This window comes from Rhodococcus sp. P4_F5, from assembly GCF_056401315.1.
The window spans coordinates 13764-33707 of the sequence record NZ_JBFUJP010000030.1 but is presented as its reverse complement, the minus strand read 5'-3'; the positions used below and the strand labels follow the sequence as shown (position 1 = coordinate 33707).

The 19944-nt window shown below is 70.8% G+C and carries 18 protein-coding genes and 1 riboswitch; of the genes, 14 read left to right on the top strand and 4 right to left on the bottom strand.

Annotation, left to right across the window (positions count from 1 at the left end; genetic code table 11):
• Window positions 1-45: 45 nt before the first annotated feature.
• Window positions 46-1758 (bottom strand): DEDD exonuclease domain-containing protein, encoded by a 1713-nt coding sequence (locus AC1DU4_RS13935; protein ID WP_477840730.1) that lies wholly within the window; start codon window positions 1756-1758, stop codon window positions 46-48.
• A gap of 536 nt (window positions 1759-2294) precedes the next feature.
• A riboswitch (cyclic di-AMP (ydaO/yuaA leader) is annotated at window positions 2295-2460 on the top strand.
• 16 nt (window positions 2461-2476) lie between these two features.
• Here AC1DU4_RS13935 and AC1DU4_RS13930 point away from each other — a divergent pair.
• From AC1DU4_RS13930 to AC1DU4_RS13915, 4 genes are all read left to right on the top strand, one after another.
• Window positions 2477-3043: an NlpC/P60 family protein gene (locus AC1DU4_RS13930; protein WP_477840728.1), complete on the top strand. Its 567-nt coding sequence runs from the start codon at window positions 2477-2479 to the stop codon at window positions 3041-3043.
• A 366-nt stretch (window positions 3044-3409) separates the two neighbouring features.
• The gene (locus AC1DU4_RS13925) at window positions 3410-4420 is read left to right on the top strand and encodes a C40 family peptidase (RefSeq protein ID WP_477840726.1); all 1011 of its coding nucleotides are present in this window, start codon (window positions 3410-3412) and stop codon (window positions 4418-4420) included.
• 8 nt (window positions 4421-4428) lie between these two features.
• A complete protein-coding gene (locus AC1DU4_RS13920) occupies window positions 4429-5907 on the top strand; it encodes a hypothetical protein (RefSeq protein ID WP_477840724.1) in 1479 nt (492 codons plus the stop codon).
• Between the two features lie 16 nt (window positions 5908-5923).
• Window positions 5924-7051, top strand: a complete 1128-nt coding sequence (locus AC1DU4_RS13915; protein WP_477840722.1) for a glycosyltransferase family 4 protein — start codon at window positions 5924-5926, stop codon at window positions 7049-7051.
• Between the two features lie 66 nt (window positions 7052-7117).
• Here AC1DU4_RS13915 and AC1DU4_RS13910 read toward each other — a convergent pair whose 3' ends face one another.
• A complete protein-coding gene (locus AC1DU4_RS13910; protein WP_477840720.1) occupies window positions 7118-8926 on the bottom strand; it encodes an AMP-dependent synthetase/ligase in 1809 nt (602 codons plus the stop codon).
• A 127-nt stretch (window positions 8927-9053) separates the two neighbouring features.
• On the opposite strand from AC1DU4_RS13910, the gene AC1DU4_RS13905 reads away from it, so the two are divergent.
• The 6 genes from AC1DU4_RS13905 to AC1DU4_RS13880 all read left to right on the top strand — a co-directional run bounded on the left by AC1DU4_RS13905 (window position 9054) and on the right by AC1DU4_RS13880 (window position 13575).
• A complete protein-coding gene (locus AC1DU4_RS13905; protein ID WP_477840718.1) occupies window positions 9054-9461 on the top strand; it encodes a polyketide cyclase / dehydrase and lipid transport in 408 nt (135 codons plus the stop codon).
• 130 nt (window positions 9462-9591) lie between these two features.
• On the top strand, window positions 9592-10029 hold the full coding sequence (locus AC1DU4_RS13900; RefSeq protein WP_072846292.1) for an SRPBCC family protein: 438 nt from the start codon (window positions 9592-9594) through the stop codon (window positions 10027-10029).
• 17 nt (window positions 10030-10046) lie between these two features.
• A complete protein-coding gene (locus tag AC1DU4_RS13895) occupies window positions 10047-11294 on the top strand; it encodes an ArsA family ATPase (RefSeq protein ID WP_477840715.1) in 1248 nt (415 codons plus the stop codon).
• Complete coding sequence (locus AC1DU4_RS13890; RefSeq protein ID WP_477840713.1) at window positions 11291-11746, top strand: hypothetical protein; 456 nt, start codon at window positions 11291-11293, stop codon at window positions 11744-11746. The genes AC1DU4_RS13895 and AC1DU4_RS13890 overlap by 4 nt, the downstream gene beginning before the upstream one ends.
• 2 nt (window positions 11747-11748) lie before the next feature.
• Entirely contained in the window at window positions 11749-12714 is a 966-nt protein-coding gene (locus tag AC1DU4_RS13885) for an ROK family protein (protein WP_477840711.1), read from the top strand.
• A 129-nt stretch (window positions 12715-12843) separates the two neighbouring features.
• The gene (locus tag AC1DU4_RS13880; RefSeq protein WP_477840709.1) at window positions 12844-13575 is read left to right on the top strand and encodes a lysophospholipid acyltransferase family protein; all 732 of its coding nucleotides are present in this window, start codon (window positions 12844-12846) and stop codon (window positions 13573-13575) included.
• 36 nt (window positions 13576-13611) lie between these two features.
• Here AC1DU4_RS13880 and AC1DU4_RS13875 read toward each other — a convergent pair whose 3' ends face one another.
• Window positions 13612-15003 carry a glycosyltransferase 87 family protein gene (locus AC1DU4_RS13875; protein ID WP_477840707.1) on the bottom strand — a complete coding sequence of 464 codons (1392 nt, stop codon included), beginning with the start codon at window positions 15001-15003 and terminating at the stop codon, window positions 13612-13614.
• 62 nt (window positions 15004-15065) lie between these two features.
• On the opposite strand from AC1DU4_RS13875, the gene AC1DU4_RS13870 reads away from it, so the two are divergent.
• Both AC1DU4_RS13870 and AC1DU4_RS13865 read left to right on the top strand, forming a co-directional pair.
• Window positions 15066-15557 carry a polyadenylate-specific 3'-exoribonuclease AS gene (locus tag AC1DU4_RS13870; protein WP_477840705.1) on the top strand — a complete coding sequence of 164 codons (492 nt, stop codon included), beginning with the start codon at window positions 15066-15068 and terminating at the stop codon, window positions 15555-15557.
• A gap of 66 nt (window positions 15558-15623) precedes the next feature.
• The gene (locus tag AC1DU4_RS13865; protein ID WP_477840703.1) at window positions 15624-17009 is read left to right on the top strand and encodes a class II 3-deoxy-7-phosphoheptulonate synthase; all 1386 of its coding nucleotides are present in this window, start codon (window positions 15624-15626) and stop codon (window positions 17007-17009) included.
• A 160-nt stretch (window positions 17010-17169) separates the two neighbouring features.
• On the opposite strand, the gene AC1DU4_RS13860 is transcribed toward AC1DU4_RS13865, so the two are convergent.
• Window positions 17170-18102, bottom strand: coding sequence for an aldo/keto reductase (locus AC1DU4_RS13860; RefSeq protein WP_477840701.1), 933 nt, complete (start codon window positions 18100-18102; stop codon window positions 17170-17172).
• Window positions 18103-18233: 131 nt separating this feature from the next.
• Here AC1DU4_RS13860 and AC1DU4_RS13855 point away from each other — a divergent pair, with 131 nt between their 5' ends.
• Both AC1DU4_RS13855 and AC1DU4_RS13850 read left to right on the top strand, forming a co-directional pair.
• A complete protein-coding gene (locus tag AC1DU4_RS13855) occupies window positions 18234-18779 on the top strand; it encodes a TetR family transcriptional regulator (RefSeq protein WP_477840699.1) in 546 nt (181 codons plus the stop codon).
• 346 nt (window positions 18780-19125) lie between these two features.
• Window positions 19126-19884, top strand: coding sequence for a VOC family protein (locus AC1DU4_RS13850; protein WP_477840697.1), 759 nt, complete (start codon window positions 19126-19128; stop codon window positions 19882-19884).
• The last annotated feature ends 60 nt before the right edge of the window (window positions 19885-19944 follow it).

Genomic DNA, 19944 nt, shown 5'->3' with positions numbered 1-19944 from the left:
TCCGGGGCTCCGGGCTTCTGGGGACTCCGCTCTCGCGTGCTCAGACTAGGCGCTCGCGCGGTGGGCGAGCGCGCACCACTCCTGCCACCCGCCGCCTCCTCGCGCGGGTTCGGCGTAGCCCTGGCTGGCCCGCACCACCCGTACTCCCGGTAGCGCGAGCCAACTCGCGACCAACCCGACCTCGCCCGCCATCGCGCCACGCAGCGGCGACGGCTCGTCGATCACCGTCTCCGCGGCGAGCACGAGTGCCTCGACCACGGGCATCGGCGCAACCCCGCGCGCGGCGACGCCCGCGGACGCCAGGCGGCCCGCCCGGACCACCGCGAATTCCCAGCCGCCCTCGTCGCGGGGCCGGGCGGCGACCAGTTCGTCCACGGCGGCCAGCGCGGCGAGTCGTTGCGTGCGGTGCAGCGCGGTGGCGAGGGCCGCGGTGCGGTCGCGCAGCCGGGCAGCGTTCTCGAAGAGTTCGGCGGCCGCCAGTTCCTCGACGCGGGAGCGCAGTCGTGCCAGTGGGGCGTCGTCCATGCCGCGGAACATGGCGAGCGCGCTCAGCGGCGCGGGCCGGTAGTGCTCGGCGGTCCGGGGCTCGCTGCCGGCCGGGCAGCCGCCGACCACGCTGTCGGGGCAGTCCGGCCCGTGCGGCAGTTCCTGACGAATCTTCTTGGTGCAGGTGCGAATTCGACATGCGTCGGCGATCGTGGCGGCGATCTCGCCGGCGTCGGTGCGCGAGGAGAACGGTCCGAGTGCCTCCGCCGTGGAGCGGCGGGTGACCGACAACCGGGGAAACGGTTCGTCGGTCATCGTGATCCACCAGGCACGCCTCGGGAACTTGGATCGGCGGTTGTACGGAGGCGCGTGCGCGGCGAGCAGTCTCAACTCCCGGACGGACGCCTCGAGCCCGTGCGCGCATTCCACATGGTCGACCCGGGTGGCGAGCGCGACCATCTCCTTCATCCGGGCGCGGGTCTCGGAGCCGGTGAAGTAGCCCCGAACCCGGCGCTGCAGGTTCACGGCGGTGCCGACGTAGAGGACTTCCTCCGACGGACCGCGGAAGAGGTAGACGCCGGGTGTGCGGGGGAGGTCGGCGGCCAGGCCGCGCTTGCCGCGCTGTGCGGCGGAGACGTTGGGTAGGTAGTCGACGAGTTCGGCATAGCTGTGCACGCCCAGGCCGCCGACGCGCTCGATCAGCCCGTGCAGGACGTCGACGGTGGCGCGGGCGTCGTCGAGGGCGCGGTGGGTGGGTTGGGTGCCGACCCGGAACAGGCCGGCCAGCGCGGAGAGCTTCACCGAGGGGGCCTCCTCCCGGGAGAGCGCCCGGCGGGCCAGCTTCACGGTGCAGAGCACCTGGAACGGCGGCCACGGTAGCTCGCAGCGGGCCGCGGCCGCCTTCAGGAAGCCGACGTCGAACGGGGCGTTGTGGGCGACCAGGACCGCGCCGCGCGCGAATTCGAGGAAGCTCGGCAGGACGCGCTCGATCCGGGGTGCGTCGATCAGCATTGCCGACGTGATCCCCGTGAGCTCGACGATGTAGGGCGGGATGCTGCGGCCGGGGTCGACCAGCGTCGCCAGCTCGCCGATCACCTCGCCGCCCCGGATCTTCACCGCGCCGATCTCCGTGATGGCGTCGTCGCCGGAGCTGCTGCCGGTGGTCTCGAGGTCGACGACGACGAAGGTGGTCTCGCGCAGCGGGGTGTCCAGCTCGTCGAAGGACAACTGCTGCGGCGTCGACTGCTGTGCGGCCGAAATGCGGGGACTCACAGCGCTGAGGCTAGGGCCGGCCACCGACAGCACCGTCAAGTCGAACGTGTGCGCGAGGAAACCTGTCGGACCCCGGGGCTACTTTCCGTGGACGGGCCGCGGAAACGCCCGGCGGCGGACGAAAGAGACGAGGGTCACAGTGATTGTCGACTGCGGTGAGTGCGAGGTGCGGGGCGCGGCGTGTGCGGACTGTCTGGTGCCGGTCCTGCTCGGGTTGCCCGGGGTCCGCGGAGCGGCCGCGTCCGCGCAAGCGGGGCATCCGGTCCGAATCAGTATTGAGCAGGACGAACGAGTTGCAATGGAGGTCCTGGCGGACGCCGGGTTGGTGCCCAGGCTCCGTCTAGTCGTGTCGGGGGACCTGCACCAGACCACTCGGTCGTTATCTTGTCGTGACAAAGGGGTGGCTTGACGGGCGTCCAGGTGTGGTTTTGGTGCATTTGTCCGACTTTCCGGGGGAGTCGGGTCGACACGGGGGATGCGCTTTCGTAATCTTCCTGAGACCTAGCGGGTTCTTGCTTCGCCACACCGGCGCGGCATCGCTAGGACCGCCTAATCGATTTCCCGCAAGGGTGATCGTGCCGGGAACCCAAGTTTTCCTTTGGGGTGAATCCCGTCGGAGCGCGCACCGCGTGCCGACGGGTAGGGCTGATCTTCCCAGCCCGAACCCGTCAGCTAACTCGGTCGGCGGTTGAGTGGAAGAAACGGAGCACATCCTTTCGTGGCAACACACAGTTCCAAGCGCTCGATGCGCCGGGTAGTCATTGCCAGTGCGCTCGCGCTCGGCGCAGTCACCGTCTCTGCGGCTCCGGCATTCGCCGAGCCCGTCACGGTCCCCGGCGTCGGCACCTTCGACATCCCGGGTGTCCCCGCGCAGACCATCCAGATCCCCGGCCTCCCGGCCATGCCCGTGCTCCCCGGCGTCCCCGCGCCGGCTCCGGTCGTGACCGCAGGTCAGAAGGCCGTCGACGCCGCTGCCAGCAAGATCGGCTCCCCGTACGTGTGGGGCGCCTCGGGCCCGGACGCGTTCGACTGCTCCGGCCTCGTGCAGTGGGCGTTCAAGCAGGCCGGCGTCGCGCTGCCGCGTACCAGCTACGACCAGGCCGCCGCGGGCATCGCCGTGCCGACCTCCGCCCTGCAGGTCGGTGACGTCGTCTCCTTCTACGGTGGCTCGCACTCCGGCATCTACGCGGGCAACGGCGAGGTCATCCACGCCGCCACCTCGGGCACTCCGGTCAAGCGTGCGCCCATCGCCTCCATGCCGATGGACGGCGCGCGCCGCTACTGAGCGCACCCGATTCACCCGGCGCCCCCGCGGCGCTGACGCAGGCCCCCGATCCCATGTGGACGGGGGCCTGTGGCGTCTTCCCGGACCCCCGCAGACACTCGCCAGGGCGGGGCGGAATGTCGAGCGATTCGGGACTCGCCGAGCGGGTGGACAGCCAGTTGGCCATTCCGTAACCTGGCCGAGACCTTCCGAAACCTCGCTGCGCCGTCCGGTGCGGCAGCGGAGGTCTCCGCCACGGCGGGGCCGGCGCCCATCGGCGCGCCCCGCACCGGGTATCCAATGGCGCAGGAGCGGAAGAACGGAGTACCACGGTTCGTGGCGTCTCGGAGATCGATGCGGTCCAGGTGTGGAGCGCTCGCAACAGGAATGCTCACCCTCACACTGGTCGCGGTGTCGGCCGGAACCGCGGGTACCGCGTCCGCGGACCCCGCGCTCGACAACCCGACCGCGGCGCTCGAGCGGCTCGCCGAACTCTCCCGTGAGTCCGAGCAGACCACCGAGGCGATGCACAACGCGCAGATCGACCTCGAGTCCAAGCTCTCCGTGCAACACGACGCCGAGGCGCGCAACGCAGGCGACCGCACCCTGCTCGAGCAGGCCCAGGCGAAGGTCGCGCAGTTCCAGCCCGCTGTCGACCGGCTGACCGCCGTCAACTACCAGGGCGGGCGCGTCAACCGGCTCTTCGCGGTGATGGTGTCGGACTCTCCTCAGCAGTTGCTCGACCAGATGTCCACGTTGAGCGTCATCTCGGCGGACACCGCAGTCCAGGTCAAGGAGTTCAAGGAGGCCGGCGACCGGGCCGCCGCGGCCGCCGCGGCGTCGCAGGAGTCCGCCGCCGCGGCCCGCACCGCCACCGAAGAGGCCAAGTCGATCAGCGACGACCTGCAGCGCAAGCAGAGCGACCTGCAGACCCAGATCGCCGAGGTGACACGGGCGTTCGGTGCGCTGACGGCCTCGGAGCGGGACACCCTCGCGGGCACCCCCTTCCCGCCAGGCGTCGACCTCGGCGCCATTCTCGCGAACCTGCCGGCCGGGTCGAACGCCGGCGCGGTCGAGGCCGGCCTGACCCAGGTGGGCAAGCCGTACGTCTGGGGTGCCACCGGACCGGACGGCTACGACTGCTCGGGGCTGATGGTCTGGGCGTACAAGCAGATCGGCAAGACCCTGCCGCGGTCGAGCCAGGCGCAGGCCGCGGGCGGGGCGCCGGTGCAGAAGGCCGACCTGCAGCCCGGCGACCTGGTGCTCTACTACTCGGACGCCTCGCATGTGGGGATGTACATCGGGAACGGGAACATCGTGCACGCGTCCACGTACGGGGTGCCGGTCAAGGTCGCGCCGATGGACGCGTACCCGTTCTACGGCGCCCGACGCTACTGAACGCCGACATGCCGGGGGCCGGGTCGCCGAACGCGGGTCCGCCGAACGCAGACATACCGAACACGGACCTGCTGAAGACGGACCTGCTGAGCACGGTCACCCCGAAATCGGACCGGCCGGCCGCCGGTGGTGACCGACCGCAGCGCCGGACCAGGCGGCGGATCCGGCGCTGGGAGGCGCTGGCGCTGGCCGGGTTGCTGTGCGCGCTCGGTGCCGCGGGCGCAGTCGCGCTGTCCGCCGGTTCCGGCGATGCGCCGCCGCCCACCGCGCCTGTGGCGGCCGCCCCGCTCAGCGCGTTCGAGCAGGCCCGCAGGGCGGGCGTGCAGGGGTTGCTCGACCGGTGGGCCGGGGCGGTGCGTGACGGGGACCGTGGCTCTCTGGTTGCGCTCTTCGACGAGGGCGCGGTGCCCGGGTTCGTCGACGCCGAGGTGCGCCGGATGAACAACCTGGCGGGGGTGCCGTTGGCGGACTGGGGCTACGAGATCGGTCACGAACCGGAGCACCCGGTCCCGACCGACCTCGCCGAGCACCTGGGCGCCACGGACGTGTGGGCGCCGCCGGTGTACCTGCGCTACGCCGTCGAGGGGGCGGACGCCGCGTCGACGCGCAAGCCGGTCTCGCTGGTGGTGGCACGCCGCGGTGACGACTGGAAGCTGGTCTCGGACTGGGACCTGCCCGAGTACGGTCGTGAAACCTGGCGCGGGCCTTGGGACTTCGGGCCGGTGATCGCCCGCGAGGTGACCACCGCGTCGAACGTCTCGGTGGTGCTGGGACATCCGGACCAGGAGGCCTGGGTCGACGCCGTGGCCGAGGAGATGCGGACCGCGGTGCCCGCCGTGACCGAGCTGTGGGGGACCGGCTGGGCCCGTCGGGCGGTGGTGATCGTCGCGTCCGACCAGGAGGAGTTCACGGCCCAGGCCGGCGCGGACCACAGCGGCGCGAACATTGCGGCGGTCGCGGTGTCCGACGCAGTCGTGCCCGGGTCGGACACGGTGACCGGGCAGCGGATCGTGTTCAGCCCGGCGTCGGCGGGCCGGCTCACCGAGGACACTCGGCGTTCGGTGCTCCGCCACGAGCTGACCCACATCGCGGCCCGGGCGGCGACCACGGACGGTTCGCCGCTGTGGATGCTCGAGGGCTTCGCGGACTACGCGGGTCACCGCGGTTCCGGAATCGGTGTGGCGGCGGCGGCGCCGACGGTGGCGGCCGCCGTGGCCGCGCACGGGCCGCCCGCCCGGCTGCCCTCGGACGCCGACTTCGCGGCGGGTGGGGACCGTGCGGTGGTGGCGTACGAGCTGGCATGGTCGGTGAACGCCTACATCGCCGACCGGTTCGGCGAATCCGCGCTGGGGGACCTGTACCACGCGCTGGCCACCGGTCCGGTCGACGGGATCACGCTGGACGGCCGCCTGCAGGGCGTTCTCGGACTGTCGAGCGCGGAACTGGTGTCCGGGTGGGGCACCTGGATGACCGAGCAGCTCTCCTGACCCCTACGGTGGACACATGCGGCGAACCCTGTTGGTGACGAACGATTTTCCGCCTCGACCGGGGGGAATTCAGTCCTACCTGCAGTCTTTCGCGACGGCACTGCCCCCGGACGAGCTGGTCGTCTACGCGCCGCGGTGGCGCGGCGACAGCCACACGAAGTTCGACGCGCGCCAGCCGTTCGAGGTGGTACGTCACCCCACGACGCTGATGCTGCCCACTCCGCTGGTGGCCCGCCGCGCGGCGAAGCTGGTCCGGTCGCACGGGTGCGACAGCGTCTGGTTCGGCGCCGCCGCGCCGCTGGCGTTGCTCGCGCCGGGCCTGCGCCGCGCGGGTGCGGAGCGGATCGTCGCGAGCACCCACGGCCACGAGGTGGGTTGGTCGATGCTGCCCGGCGCCCGGCAGGCGCTGCGCCGGATCGGCGGCACCACCGACACCGTCACCTACGTCAGCAAGTACACCCGCCGTCGCTTCGCGGCGGCGTTCGGCGCCGACGCGGCTCTCGAACACCTGCCGCCGGGGGTCGACACCGAGGTGTTCCGCCCGGACCCGGCCGCTCGGGCGGAGCTGCGTGCCCGGTACGGCCTGGGCGAGCGGCCCACGGTCCTGTGCCTGTCCCGGCTGGTGCCGCGCAAGGGGCAGGACATGTTGATCAAGGCGCTGCCGACGATCCGGCGGTCCGTCGACGGGGCGGTGCTGGTGATCGTCGGCGGTGGCCCCTACGAGGGCGCGCTGCGGGCGCTGGCGCGCGAGCAGGGCGTCGAGGAGCACGTGGTGTTCACCGGGACCGTGCCGGCCGCGGAACTCGCTGCGCACCACACCATCGCGGACGTGTTCGCCATGCCGTGCCGGACCCGGGGCGCGGGGCTGGACGTGGAGGGCCTCGGGATCGTCTTCCTGGAGGCGTCGGCCACCGGCGTGCCGGTGATCGCCGGGCGGTCCGGCGGAGCGCCGGAGACGGTGCGGGAGAACGAGACCGGGCACGTCGTCGACGGAACCTCGGTACGGGCGATCGCCGAGTCCGTGGCGTCGGTTCTCTCGGACCCCGACCGCGCCGCGGAGATGGGCGCKGCCGGTCGGCGTTGGGTGTCCGAGCAGTGGCGATGGGACACCCTGGCCGCCAAGCTGGCCGGCCTGCTGCACTGACCGCTTCGCGCCGGTGAGTCCTTCCCCCAAGGGGAACCGGACGGACTCACCGGCGGCGCGGCCGCCCTACTTCGAGTAGATGGCGTCGATGTCGGCGGCGAAGCTCTGGTGGATGACGTTGCGCTTGAGCTTGAGCGTCGGCGTGAGCTCGCCGGTGTCCTCGCTGAAGTCGACCGACAGGATCTTGTACTTCTTGATCGCCTCGGCGTGCGAGACCAGGGTGTTGGCCTCGGCGATCGCCGCGTCGACGTCGGCGACCAGGTCCGCGTCGGTGAGCAGTTCCGCCACCGTGGCCGCGGCGGGCTTGCCGTTGCGCTGCTTCCAGCCCGGCCACGCGTCCGGGTCGACGGTGATCAGGGCGCCGATGAACGGCTTCTGGTCGCCGACCACGATGGCCTGGCTGATCAGCGGGTGCGCGCGGAGCATGTCCTCGAGTTGCGCGGGCGCGACGTTCTTGCCGCCCGCGGTGACGATGATCTCCTTCTTGCGGCCGGTGATGGTGATGTAGCCCTCGGAGTCGACGGACCCGAGGTCGCCGGTGTGGAACCAGCCGTCCTCGATGGCGTCGGCGGTGGCCGCCTCGTTGCGCCAGTAGCCGGTGAAGACCACCGGACCGGAGAGCAGGATCTCGCCGTCCTCGGCGATCCGAACCGCGTTGCCGGCCAACGGCTTGCCCACGGTGCCGATCTTCTGGTTACCGGGGGTGTTCACGGCGATCGCGGCGGTGGTCTCGGTGAGCCCGTAGCCCTCGTAGATGGTCACGCCGATGCCGCGGAAGAAGTGGCCGAGGCGGGCGCCGAGCGGTGCGCCGCCGGAGATCGCGAGCTGGCACTGGCCGCCGAGGGCGGCGCGCAGCTTGGAGTACACCAGCTTGTCGAACAGGGCGTGCTGGGCCTTGAGGATCAGGCCCGCGCCACCGGTGTCCTGGGCCTCGCTCCACTGCACGGCGATGTCGGCGGCCTTGTCGAAGATCTTGCCCTTGCCCTCGCCGTGCGCCTTCTGGCGTGCCGAGTTGTACACCTTCTCGAACACCCGGGGCACCGAGAGGATGAAGTCCGGCTTGAACTCGCCGAAGTTCGCCACCAGGTTCGGGATGTCGGCGGTGTGGCCGAGCGTGGCGCCGGCGTCGAACGCGCCGAGGCTGACCGCGCGGGCCAGCACGTGCGCCATCGGCAGGAACATCAGCGAGCGGCGGCCCGGCTGCAGCAGGCTGCCGAACCCGGAGGTGGTGATGCCCCGGGACTCGGCGATCAGGTTGCCGTGGGTGAGCTGACAGCCCTTGGGGCGGCCCGTGGTGCCGGAGGTGTAGATCAGGGTGGCCGGGTCGGCGGACCGGAGCCCGTCGGTGCGCGAGCGCACCTCCTCGTCGGCGACGTCCGCGCCCAGGGCGACGAGTTCCTCGACGGCACCGGCGGTGGCGTCGGCGCCCTCGATGCGCAACGTCCGGCGCAGGCTCGGCGCCTCCGCGGCGACGGTCTCGACGGTCCGCTCGTGCTCGGCGTTCTCGACGACGAGCAGGACGGCGGCGGAGTCCTCGAGGATCCAGCGCACCTGCTCGGCGGCCGAGGTCTCGTAGATCGGCACGGTGACGCCGCCCGCGGCCCAGATCGCGAAGTCGACCAGCGGCCACTCGTACCGGGTGGCGGACATCAGGCCGACCCGGTCGCCGGGCTGCACGCCGAGCGCGATCAGTCCCTTGGCGACGGCGGTGACCTGGGAGGCGAACTCGGCCGCGGTCACGTCGGCCCAGGCGCCGCCGGTCTGCCGCTTGAAGATCACCAGGTCGGGACGCTCGGCGGCGTGTTTGAACACCCCGTCCACCGCGGACGCGTCCTCGGGAACGATGAAAGTTGAGGGAACGCTGAACTCACGCACGAAGACCTCCGACGCAGCGGGCTGACGAGTGGGTACTGACGAGTAGCTTTGAACTTTGCACCCACTTTAACGCCTGCTGTTGCGCCCTGGACCACACCCGGTCCCGCGCATGTGTGAAGCTAGCCGGGTGAGCAGCATTCAGGTCGCGGACCAGACTTTCATCGCGGCGGAACCCGCCCTCGTCGCCGGGTGCCTCGGCGCGCCGTCCAAGTGGCGCCGCTGGTGGCCGGATCTCCGGCTCGGCGTCGGGGAAGACCGTGCCGAGAAGGGAATTCGCTGGACGGTGAACGGCCCGCTGACCGGCACCATGGAGGTCTGGCTCGAACCGGTGCTCGACGGCACCATCGTGCACTACTTCCTGCACGCCGAGCCGACCGGTTACGGACCCGCGGCCCTGGCGAAGCTCGACCTCGCGGCGGCGAACCGGGAGCGCCGGGTGGCGGGCAAGAACATGGCGTTCGAGGCCAAGCGTGAGCTCGAGGCCGGCCGGCCGGCCGGGGAGTCGCCCGCCGCGTACGCGGCCGCACGCGACTAACATCGCTGCTGGCAGCAGGGCGCTCCCGGCACCGGGAGAGCGTGCCGCCGCTCCGTCGGAGGACGGGGCGGTCGAGGGACCGACGCGGTCGAGGGACCAGCGCAGTCGGGGGAAAGGAAGCGTCGCCAGCATGGCCGACAAGACCAACAGGTCGATCAGCATCGCCGCCGCACCGGAGCGGGTGATGGACGTGATCGCGGACTACGACGCGTATCCGCAGTGGGTGGCCGCGGCGAAGTCGGTCGAGGTGCTCTCCGTCGGGGCGAACGGTCGGGCCGAGCAGGTCCGGTTCGTCCTGGACGCCGGTATGGTCAAGGACACATACGTCCTCGAGTTCGACTGGGCCGCGGACGGCCGGTCGGTGCGCTGGGAGTTGGTCTCCGGCGAGATCCAGAAGGCGCAGTCCGGTTCCTACACCCTGGTCGGCGAGCCGGACGGGTCCACGACCGTCACCTACGAGCTCACCGTGGACCTGAACATCCCGATGATCGGCCTGTTCAAGCGCAAGGCGGAGAAGGCGATCACCGACACCGCGCTCAAGGAATTGAAGAAGCGGGTCGAGGGCTGACCGCGAACGACGCCGATGTGCGCTCCCAGGTGCAGTTCATCGTCGGCAAGGGTGGCGTCGGCAAGACGACGATCGCCGCGGCGACCGCGGTAGCTCTGGCGCGCAGGGGGATTCGAGTCCTCGCCGTGTCCCTGGACCAGGCGCACTCGCTGGCCGACGTGTTCGGTGTCGGGCGACGCCCGGGCGACGCGGACTCGGTGACCTCCGTGGCGGACCGGATCGACGTCCTCGAACTCGACACACTCGCGCTGCTGGAGCGGCGGCTCGCGGTGCTCGCGGCGTTGGTGCCCGGCGACCACGAGCACGAGCACGAGCACGGTGCGCCGCTCTCGCTGCCCGACCCGCAGGAACTGACCGGACTGCCCGGCGCCCAGGAACTGCTGGCGCTCGCCGAGGTGACCCGGTTGGCCGACTCCGGCGACTGGGACGTGGTGCTGGTGGACTGCCCGGCGACCGCGGACGCGCTGCGACTGCTCCAGGTGCCCGAGACGGTGGCCGACTACGTCGAGCGGATCTGGCCCCTGCACAGCCGCGCCCTGGTGGGTCCGTCGGCGCCGCAGTGGCAGCTGATCGCGGTCCTGCTGGTGGACCGTCTGGTCGCGTCGACGGTGCCGATTCGTGAGCTCCTGGCTGACGGCGCCCGCACCGGCGTCCGGCTGGTCGCCGGGGCAGGGACGGTGCCGCTGGCCGAGGCGCGCCGCACCGTCACCGCCCTCGCGCTGCTCGGCCTCCGGCTCGACGACGTGGTGGTGAACGGCCTTGCGCCGCAGGACGATCAGGCACCGGAGGCAGTCGCCGATGCGGCGGTGCCGCGCGGGTCCCGCGGTCGCCGCGCCGCCCAGGACGCGATGGTCGGGGAGCTGCGCGCGAGCCTCGCGGCGGTGACCGTGCGCACCGCGGACGAGTGCGCGAGCGAGCCGGTAGGGTTGGAGCCTCTCGCGACGCTGGCCGACGCGCTGTTCCCTGCCGTCGCGGCCCCGCGGCCCGGAGACACGCCGGCGGCGGGGCGGGAGAACACGGTGGTACTCGAGTCGGGATCGGGGATGGAGTCGGTGTACGCGTTGCGCCTGCCACTGCCGTTGGCCGACCCGTCCACCGTGACCCTCGGCAGGGTCGAGGACGACCTGGTGGTCGGTGCCGCGGGGCTGCGCCGCCGGGTGCGGCTGGCGTCGCTGCTGCGCCGCTGCGTGACTGTCGGGGCCGACTTCGAGGGCGACGACCTGGTGGTCCGCTTCCAGCCGGACCCGCAGGTGTGGCCGCAGTGAGCGGGGACCACACCGAACTGATGGCGGAACTGCGCGCGCTGACGCTCGCCGCGCTGGACCGCCTCGAGCCGATGCTCGAACCGCTCCTCGAACGTGCGGCAGAGGCGGCGGGCGAGACCCCCGGCGCGGCCGGGCCGGGGGACCCCGCGGGGGCCGGTGCCGCCGTTTCCGGGTCGTCCCCTGCGCCGTCCGGCTGCAAGTGGTGCCCGGTGTGCGCCCTGGCGGCGTTGGCTCGCGGCGAACAGCACGACCTGCTCACCCTGCTCGCCTCGCAGGCCGTCGCCCTGCTCGCGTTGATCCGGGCGCTGCTCGAACAGCACGGGCAGCGGCCGGGGCCGGACGGTGACGACGGCGGGGTCGGCGGGGTCGGCGGGGTTGGCGACGGCGACCCGCCGCCACCTCGACCGCGCGGATTCGTCCCGATCGTGGTTCATGTCGAGGACAATCGCTGAGCATGGGCGCACTCGAGGAGGGTCCGGCCCTGACGGTCGGTATCGACGTCGGCGGCACCAGCATTCGCGCCTCGGTCGTCGCGGCGGACGGCGAGGTACTCGACTCGGTGCAGGCGCCGACCCCGCAGTCGGCCCGGGCACTCGAGGATGGGCTGGACCGCGCCGTTCGGGAACTGGCCGGCCGGCACCGGATCGGCGCGGTGGGGCTCGCGGTGGCCGGGTTCATCGACCTCGAACGCACCACGGTTCGGTTCGCGCCGCACCTGCCGTGGGTCGATGCACCGGTGGCCCGGGACCTGGGGGACCGGCTCGGGTTGCCGGTGGTCCTCGAACACGACGGCAACGCCGCGGCGTGGGCCGAGTACCGGTTCGGCGCCGCGTCCGGCGGGCGCAACGTGGTGACCGTGGCCATCGGCACGGGGATCGGGGCGGCGCTGCTGATCGACGGCGCCCTGTACCGCGGCAGTCACGGCGTGGCACCGGAACTCGGTCACCTGCAGGTGGTGCCGGACGGTCGCCCGTGCTCGTGCGGCAAGCGTGGATGCTGGGAAAGATATTGCAGTGGAACGGCTCTGGTGGACACCGCCATCGAGATGCTGGCTGCCAACCCGGCGGACTCGACGGTGCTGGCGCGGGAGGTGGCCCGCGACCCCGGCTCGCTGACCGGGCGCAGGGTGGCGGGCGCTGCGCAGGACGGCGACGGGGTCGCGCTGCGGGCGATTGCCGATCTCTCGCACTGGCTCGGCGTCGGTCTCGCGATGGTCAGCGACATCTTCGACCCCGATCTGGTGGTGATCGCAGGCGGCGTGGCGAGCTCGTCGGCGCTGTTCCTGGACGACGCCCGTGAGCGGTACGCGGGCCTGGTCACCGGGGCCGGCCACCGTCCGCTGGCCCGGATCAGGGCCACCCAGCTCGGTGAGGCCGCCGCGATGGTCGGCGCCGCCGAACTCGCCCGCTGCATGCTCTGAACGCCGGGCGGGAGTGGGTGTGTGATCCCGCCGGCCGCCGCCGCCCGCTGTGGCGGCCTTCACGGCTGCTCGGTACAGTCAGCAGCAGCGAAAACACAGTGTGAGCACGGTTGACTTCGGGAAGGTGCCATGTGGTACTGGCTGTTCAAATACGTTCTTCTCGGACCGATTCTCTACGTGCTCGGGCGCCCCACAATCGAAGGGGCAGAGCACCTTCCGACTGACGGGCCCGCGATTCTGGCCAGCAACCACCAGGCCGTGGTCGACTCGTTCTACCTGCCGATGCGGTCGCCGCGGCGCATCACCTTCCTGGCCAAGAGTGAGTACTTCACCGGCCCCGGACTCAAGGGCAGATTCCAGAAGTGGTTCTTCTCAGCGCTGGGGCAGGTGCCGATCGACCGGACCGGCGCCGACGCCGCCAGCGACGCGCTGAAGGCGGGTCTCCAGGTGCTCGCCGACGGCAAGCTGCTCGGCATCTACCCGGAGGGCACGCGGTCCCCGGACGGACGGCTGTACAAGGGCAAGACGGGCATGGCCCGGATGGCGCTGCAGGCGGGCGTCCCGGTCATCCCGGTGGCGATGATCGGCACCGACAAGCTCAACCCGATCGGTTCGCGGCTGCCGCGGCCCGGAAAGATCGTGATCCGGGTCGGCCCGCCGCTCGACTTCTCCCGGTTCAACGGCATGGGCGGAAACCGGTTTGTCGAGCGGGCGGTCACCGACGAGGTGATGTACACGCTGATGAAGCTCTCGGGTCAGGAGTACGTCGACGTGTACGCGGCCACGCTCCGGAACAAGGTTCCCGTCGAGCCGGCGCCCCGACCGGACGCCGCACGCATCCCGGACGTCGAGGCGAGCTGAGCGAGTCCGGCCCGGCGAGCCGCCCGGCGCGGACCGTCAGCTGACGCGGACCAGTTCGGGGTCCTCGTCCGCGGACTCCGCCGGCAGCGGGTCGGCGGCGTGGGCCGGTGCCAGGGGCACGACCGCGACCAGCACCAGGGTGGCCAGGCCCCACCACACGTACGACGACGCCAGGAACTGGTCCCACAGCGGCCAGCCGAGTCCGCTGGTCCGGCCGGGCGCCAGCCGCCAGTGCGGTGCGATCACGAACAGGGCGATGCCCGCGAGCGTCCAGGTCGCCCACAGTGCCCGGTGCCGAAGCTCGTTGTCCGCCGACCGCCCGGCGTCGCGCCGGGCGAGGGCCAGGTGCCCGCACACCGCGAGCATCGGGACCACCCACACCCAGTGGTGCGACCACGAGACCGGCGAAGCCAGCAGCCCGAACATCGCGGTCGTGGTGAGTGCGAGCGCGGGTCGTCCGGCCGCGAAGGACCGGCGCACGGCGACGACGGTGATCGCCAGGGCCAGCAGGCAGCCCAGTACCCACAGCGGGGAACGCAGGGCCGGGTCGAGGCCGAGCCGAGCCAGCATGCCGGTGATCGACTGGTTCGCCGGGTAGGCGGGCAGCCCGATCCGGCCGGAGTCCACCAGCGTCTCGGTCCAGTAGGTCTTCGCGTCGGAGAAGGACACCGCGAACCCGATCGCGACGCCCGCGACGAAGCCGACGCCGGTCATGAGCGTGGCGCGGAAGTCCTTGCGCAGCAGGAAGAACAGTACGAACACCGCGGGCGTCAACTTCACCGCCGCGACCAGACCGACTACCAGTCCGCGGGGCCACGGTGTCTTCGGCAGCAGGCAGTCCGCCACGACCAGGGCCATCAGCACGATGTTGACCTGGCCGTAGTCGAGCGTGGAGTACACCGGCTCGAGCAGCAGCGCACCGGCGAACAGGGCGCCGGCCGTCCACGTCACGGTGGTGCGGTCGACCAGCCCGAGGGATCGCAGGGTCAACAGGATCGACCCGACGAGGAAGACCAGGGACGTCGCCGTCAACGCGAGGCTGGCGTGGTCGAGGGTCAGCGCCGACATCGGGCTGAACAGGATCGCGGCGAGCGGCGGGTAGGTGAACGGCAGTGGCTTGCCGAGGGCGGTGGCCGGGAGGTGGCCGTACAGCGGCACGCCGTGCGCCAGCGCGGTGCCGCCGATCCGGTAGACGTCCAGGTCGATCCGGTAGTAGCTGCCGACCTGACGCAGCCAGGGGAAGCCGACGAGGTTGTAGGCCACTCCGACGGTCACCGCCGCCAGCACGGCCAGGCGGGCGGTCAGCGACCTCGGCCAGGTCGACCAGGTCGGCCGGGTGTCGGGGGAAGCATCGGTGCCGCCGTGGTCCCGGGCGGGGGATTCGGCGGTGCGGGCGGCTGCGGTCCCAGTGTCAGGGGCGGTCGGCACCAGTCATCCTTCGGTTCGGGGGCGGTCGTACTCCCAGTGTGCATGGCGCATAGGCTGCTCGTGTGCGCTATTTCTACGACTGCGAGTTCATCGAGGATGGTCGCACAATCGACCTGGTCTCGATCGGTGTGGCTGCCGAGGACGGACGAGAGTTCTACGCGGTGTCCACCGAGTTCGACCGTTCCCGTGCGGGAAAGTGGGTCCGCGCGAACGTGCTGCCGAAGCTGCCGCAGCCGTCGTCGCCGCTGTGGCGCTCGCGCGAACAGATCCGCAACGACCTGCTCAAGTTCCTGATCCCGAGGCCGGGCATCACGCCCGAGCTGTGGGCCTGGGTCGCCGCCTACGACCACGTGGCGCTGTGCCAGCTGTGGGGTGACATGACCGCGCTGCCCCAGCCGATGCCGCGGTTCACCCGTGAGCTCAAGCAGTACTGGGAGGAAGCCGGGTCGCCGGCGCTGCCGTCCGCACCGAGTGACGCGCACGACGCGCTCGCCGACGCGCGGCACAACCTGGTGAAGTACGAGGCGATCCGGGCGTCGCTGACGCTGCGCTGACCCGCCACCGGCACGGGAAACGGCCCCTTCGTGACGGCGGAACCGGGGAATGAATATCCTGTATGAGTGAACTGGACTGTCGACGTGCCGATCGACCGCTTGCCCCAACTCCCGCCGCTGCCCGCAGCGATGCGCCAGCAGCTCGACGAGGCGCTGAGCAAGCCCGCCGCCCAGCAGCCGTCGTGGCCGCAGGACCAGGCGGCCGCGATGCGCACCGTGCTCGAGAGCGTGCCGCCCATCACCGTCGCCAGCGAGGTGGAGGCCCTGCAGGCCCAGCTCGCCGGCGTCGCGCGCGGCGAGGCCTTCCTGCTGCAGGGCGGTGACTGCGCGGAGACGTTCGCGGACAACACCGAGCCGCACATCAAGGGCAACATCCGCACCCTGCTGCAGATGGCCGTGGTGCTGACCTACGGCGCGAGCCTGCCGGTGGTGAAGGTCGCCCGGATCGCCGGCCAGTACGCCAAGCCGCGTTCGTCGGACGTCGACTCGCTGGGGCTCAAGTCCTACCGCGGCGACATGGTCAACTCGCTCGTCGCCGACGAGGCCGTGCGCGCGCACGACCCGTCGCGGTTGGTGCGTGCCTACGCCAACGCCAGCGCCGCGATGAACCTGGTGCGTGCGCTCACCGGGGCCGGCATGGCCGACCTGCACAAGGTGCACGACTGGAACCGCGAGTTCGTCGCGTCGTCGCCGGCCGGTGCCCGCTACGAGTCGCTGGCCACCGAGATCGACCGCGGCCTGCAGTTCATGAACGCCTGCGGGGTCACCGACCCGACCCTGCACCAGGCCCAGATCTTCGCCAGTCACGAGGCGCTCGTGCTCGACTACGAGCGCGCGATGCTGCGGCTGGACAACGACGACGACCACCCGAAGCTGTACGACCTGTCGGCGCACTTCCTGTGGATCGGTGACCGCACCCGTCAGCTCGACGGTGCCCACATTGCGTTCGCCGAGCTGGTGTCGAACCCGATCGGCCTCAAGATCGGGCCGACCACGACGCCCGAGATGGCGGTCGAGTACGTCGAGCGTCTCGACCCGACGAACAAGCCCGGTCGGCTGACGCTGATCTCGCGGATGGGCAACGGCAAGGTCCGCGACCTGCTGCCCCCGATCATCGAGAAGGTGCAGGCCACCGGTCACCAGGTGATCTGGCAGTGCGACCCGATGCACGGCAACACCCACGAGGCGTCGACGGGGTACAAGACCCGTCACTTCGACCGCATCGTCGACGAGGTGCAGGGCTTCTTCGAGGTCCACAACGGCATGGGCACCCATCCGGGCGGCATCCACGTCGAGCTGACCGGCGAGAACGTCACCGAGTGCCTCGGCGGCGCGCAGGACATCTCCGACCTGGACCTGTCCGGTCGTTACGAGACCGCGTGCGACCCGCGGCTGAACACCCAGCAGTCCCTCGAACTGGCCTTCCTGGTCGCCGAGATGCTGCGAGGCTGACGCCTCGGACCTGATGTCCACCCTTCGGCCGCGAGCATCGTGATGCTCGCGGCCGAAGGCGTTTCCAGAGCCGGTGCGCGGCTGCTCGGCGGCGACGGCCCAGCCTCTCGCAGATCGGTGAGGCCGGGCCATGGGCGTGCGGTCGTGTAGGCCGGTTTCGCTACATACGGCCGCCGATCGCGCCTTCGGGTGCGACGCGGTCGACCGCGGCCAGATCGTCGTCGGTCAGGACCAGGGCGGCGGCGATGTTCTGCTCGACCCGAGCCGGGTTGCGGGAGCCCGGGATCGGGACGATGTAGTCCTGGCGAGCCAGGAGCCATGCCAACGAGAGCTGGGCCAGGGTGGCGTCCTTGCGGCGGGCGAGTGCGGTGAGTTCGTCGACGATCGAGAGGTTGGCGGCGAAGTTCTCCGGGGCCCACCACGGGATGTGCTGACGGAAGTCGTTGGCGTCGTAGTGCTCGCGCGAGGCGACCGCACCGCTGAGGAAGCCGCGGGCCAGCGGCGAGTAGGCGACAAAGCCGACGCCGAGTTCCTCCAGGACGGGGAAGAGGGACTCGACCTCGCGCGCGAAGATCGAGTACTCGGTCTGCAGTACCGAGATCGGATGCACTGCATGGGCGGCGCGGATGGTGGCCTCGTCGGCTTCGGACAGCCCCAGATACTTGACCTTGCCGGCCTCGACGAATTCCTTCATCGTGCCGACCACGTCCTCGATGGGCACGTTCGGGTCTGGACGGTGCTGGTAGAGCACGTCGATCGTGTCGACGCCGAGATTGCGCAGGCTGGCGTCGACGACCTCGCGGATGTGGCCGGGTCGCGAGTCGAACCCGAACGTGGGTGTGAAGCCGAACTTCGTGGCGATGACGACGTCGTCGCGCACCGGTGCCAATGCTCGGCCGAGCAGCTTCTCGCCCTCTCCCCAGCCGTACATCTCGGCGGTGTCGAACATCGTCACTCCGAGATCGTGTGCCCTGCGGATGGCGGCGATCGACTCGTTGTCGTCGGCCGGGCCGTAGCCGATGGCTGTGCCCATCGCGCCGTAGCCGAGGGCGGAGACGGCCAGACCTTGCCTGCCGAGCGTGCGCTTTTCCATGGATTCCCTTTCTATGGATTGTCAGCCTCGGCCTAATCTGTCAGAGACTGACAACTTTGTCCATGTATGCTGCCCTCGTGGAAAGTTCCTCGACACCCACCTCGGGCTTGCGCGACATCACCCGAGAGGCCGTGCGCACGCGCATTTCCGAGGTCGCGGTTGACCTGTTCGCCGAGCGCGGCTTCGACTCGGTCACCGTCGAGCAGATCGCCGCCGCGGTCGGTATCTCTGCCCGAAGCTTCCATCGCTACTTCCCGGCCAAGGAAGACGCGGTCATCGGGGACCTGACCCGCTGGGGCGAGTTCGTCCGTGACGCCCTCGCCTCGCGGCCGTCCGATGAACCTGCTCTGGTCTCGTTGCGGATCTCCTTCGAATCCCTGCTGTCTCAACCGCGCGGCGACGAGGACGAGCAACGCAGCAAGCGGACCATGCGCGTGCTCACCAGCACCGCGTCTCTCCGTGCCCGAAATCTCGAGAAGCATCTGGGCTGGGCGAACATGCTTGTTCCCGTTGTGCAGGCACGTCTGGCCGGTGACTATTCGGAGCTACGAGCGCAGACACTCGTGCAGGCCGCACTCGCCTGCTTCGACATCGCTCTGACCACGTGGGCTGATTCCGAGAGCGCGGACGCGGTCGAACTCCTGCGCCGATCCTTCGACACACTCGCCGCCGAGTAAGAGACATAGCCCTGCCTGCTGCCTGCGGTGAGTGTCTCCGACACGGTCGCAGTGGTTCACTCTGTCACGGCCTGCTGCCGACTCGATCGGAGTCGGCTCTGCACGGTCGGGTGGAGGCGAGGCATCCCAAAAGGTACGCCTCGCCATGTCGGTACAACTCGCGGAATCCGTACCGATTCCGCGTTTCGTACACCTTCGGCGCGTTCGTACCTTTCGATTCGAGCGAGCTGGCGTTCTTCGCCCCGGTGTCACGGCCCGGCCCCGCTCCGAATGTCGGTGACCCGCGTTACGTTCACACCGTCGCGAGAGAAGTCGCGGACATGACCATCGGAGTGAGGAGATCGCCATGAAGATCACTGAAGCGGAACTCGGCGCGCCGTGTTGGGCCGAACTCGCCACCACCGACGTCCCGGCCGCCGGGTCCTTCTACGGGGCGCTGCTCGGCTGGCGAGCGGAGACCGATCCGCGGCCGGAGGCCGGCGGCTACACGATGATGAAACTGGGTGAGGACCCGGTGGCGGCTGCGAGTCCCCAGTACCAGGAGGGGCAGCCGGTGGCGTGGACGATGTCGGTCGCGGTTGCCGATGCGGACGCGACGGCCAAGTCGGCGAGGGAGGCCGGCGGGGCGGTGCTGATGGAGCCCATGGACATCTTCGACCAGGGGCGGTTCGCGGTGCTGGCGGACCCGACCGGAGCGGTGTTCTCGGTCTGGCAGGCACGGGAGTTCTACGGCGCCACCCGGCTCAACGAGACCGGTGCGCTGTGCTGGGTGGAGCTGCGAACTCCCGAACCCGCTGCCGCGCAGGCGTTCTACACCACGGTCTTCGGCTGGTCGGTGAACGCCGGTGACGGCTACACCCAGTGGGGGATCGCCGGTCAGGACTTCGGCGGCATGATGGAGATGGGCGCCGACTTCCCGGCGGGGATCCCGCCGCACTGGGCGCTCTACTTCGGTGTCGACGACGTGGACGCCACGGTCGCGCAGGCCGCCGAGTTGGGCGGCGCGGTGCATGTCCCCGGCACCGACATTCCGGGCACCGGGCGGTTCGCAGTTCTCACCGATCCGCAGGGCGGCGCCTTCGCGGTGTTCACCCCGCTGGCCTGAGCCGACGACAGTGCTGAACCGACGGCAGCGCTGAACCGACGACAGTGCTGCGCGGACGAA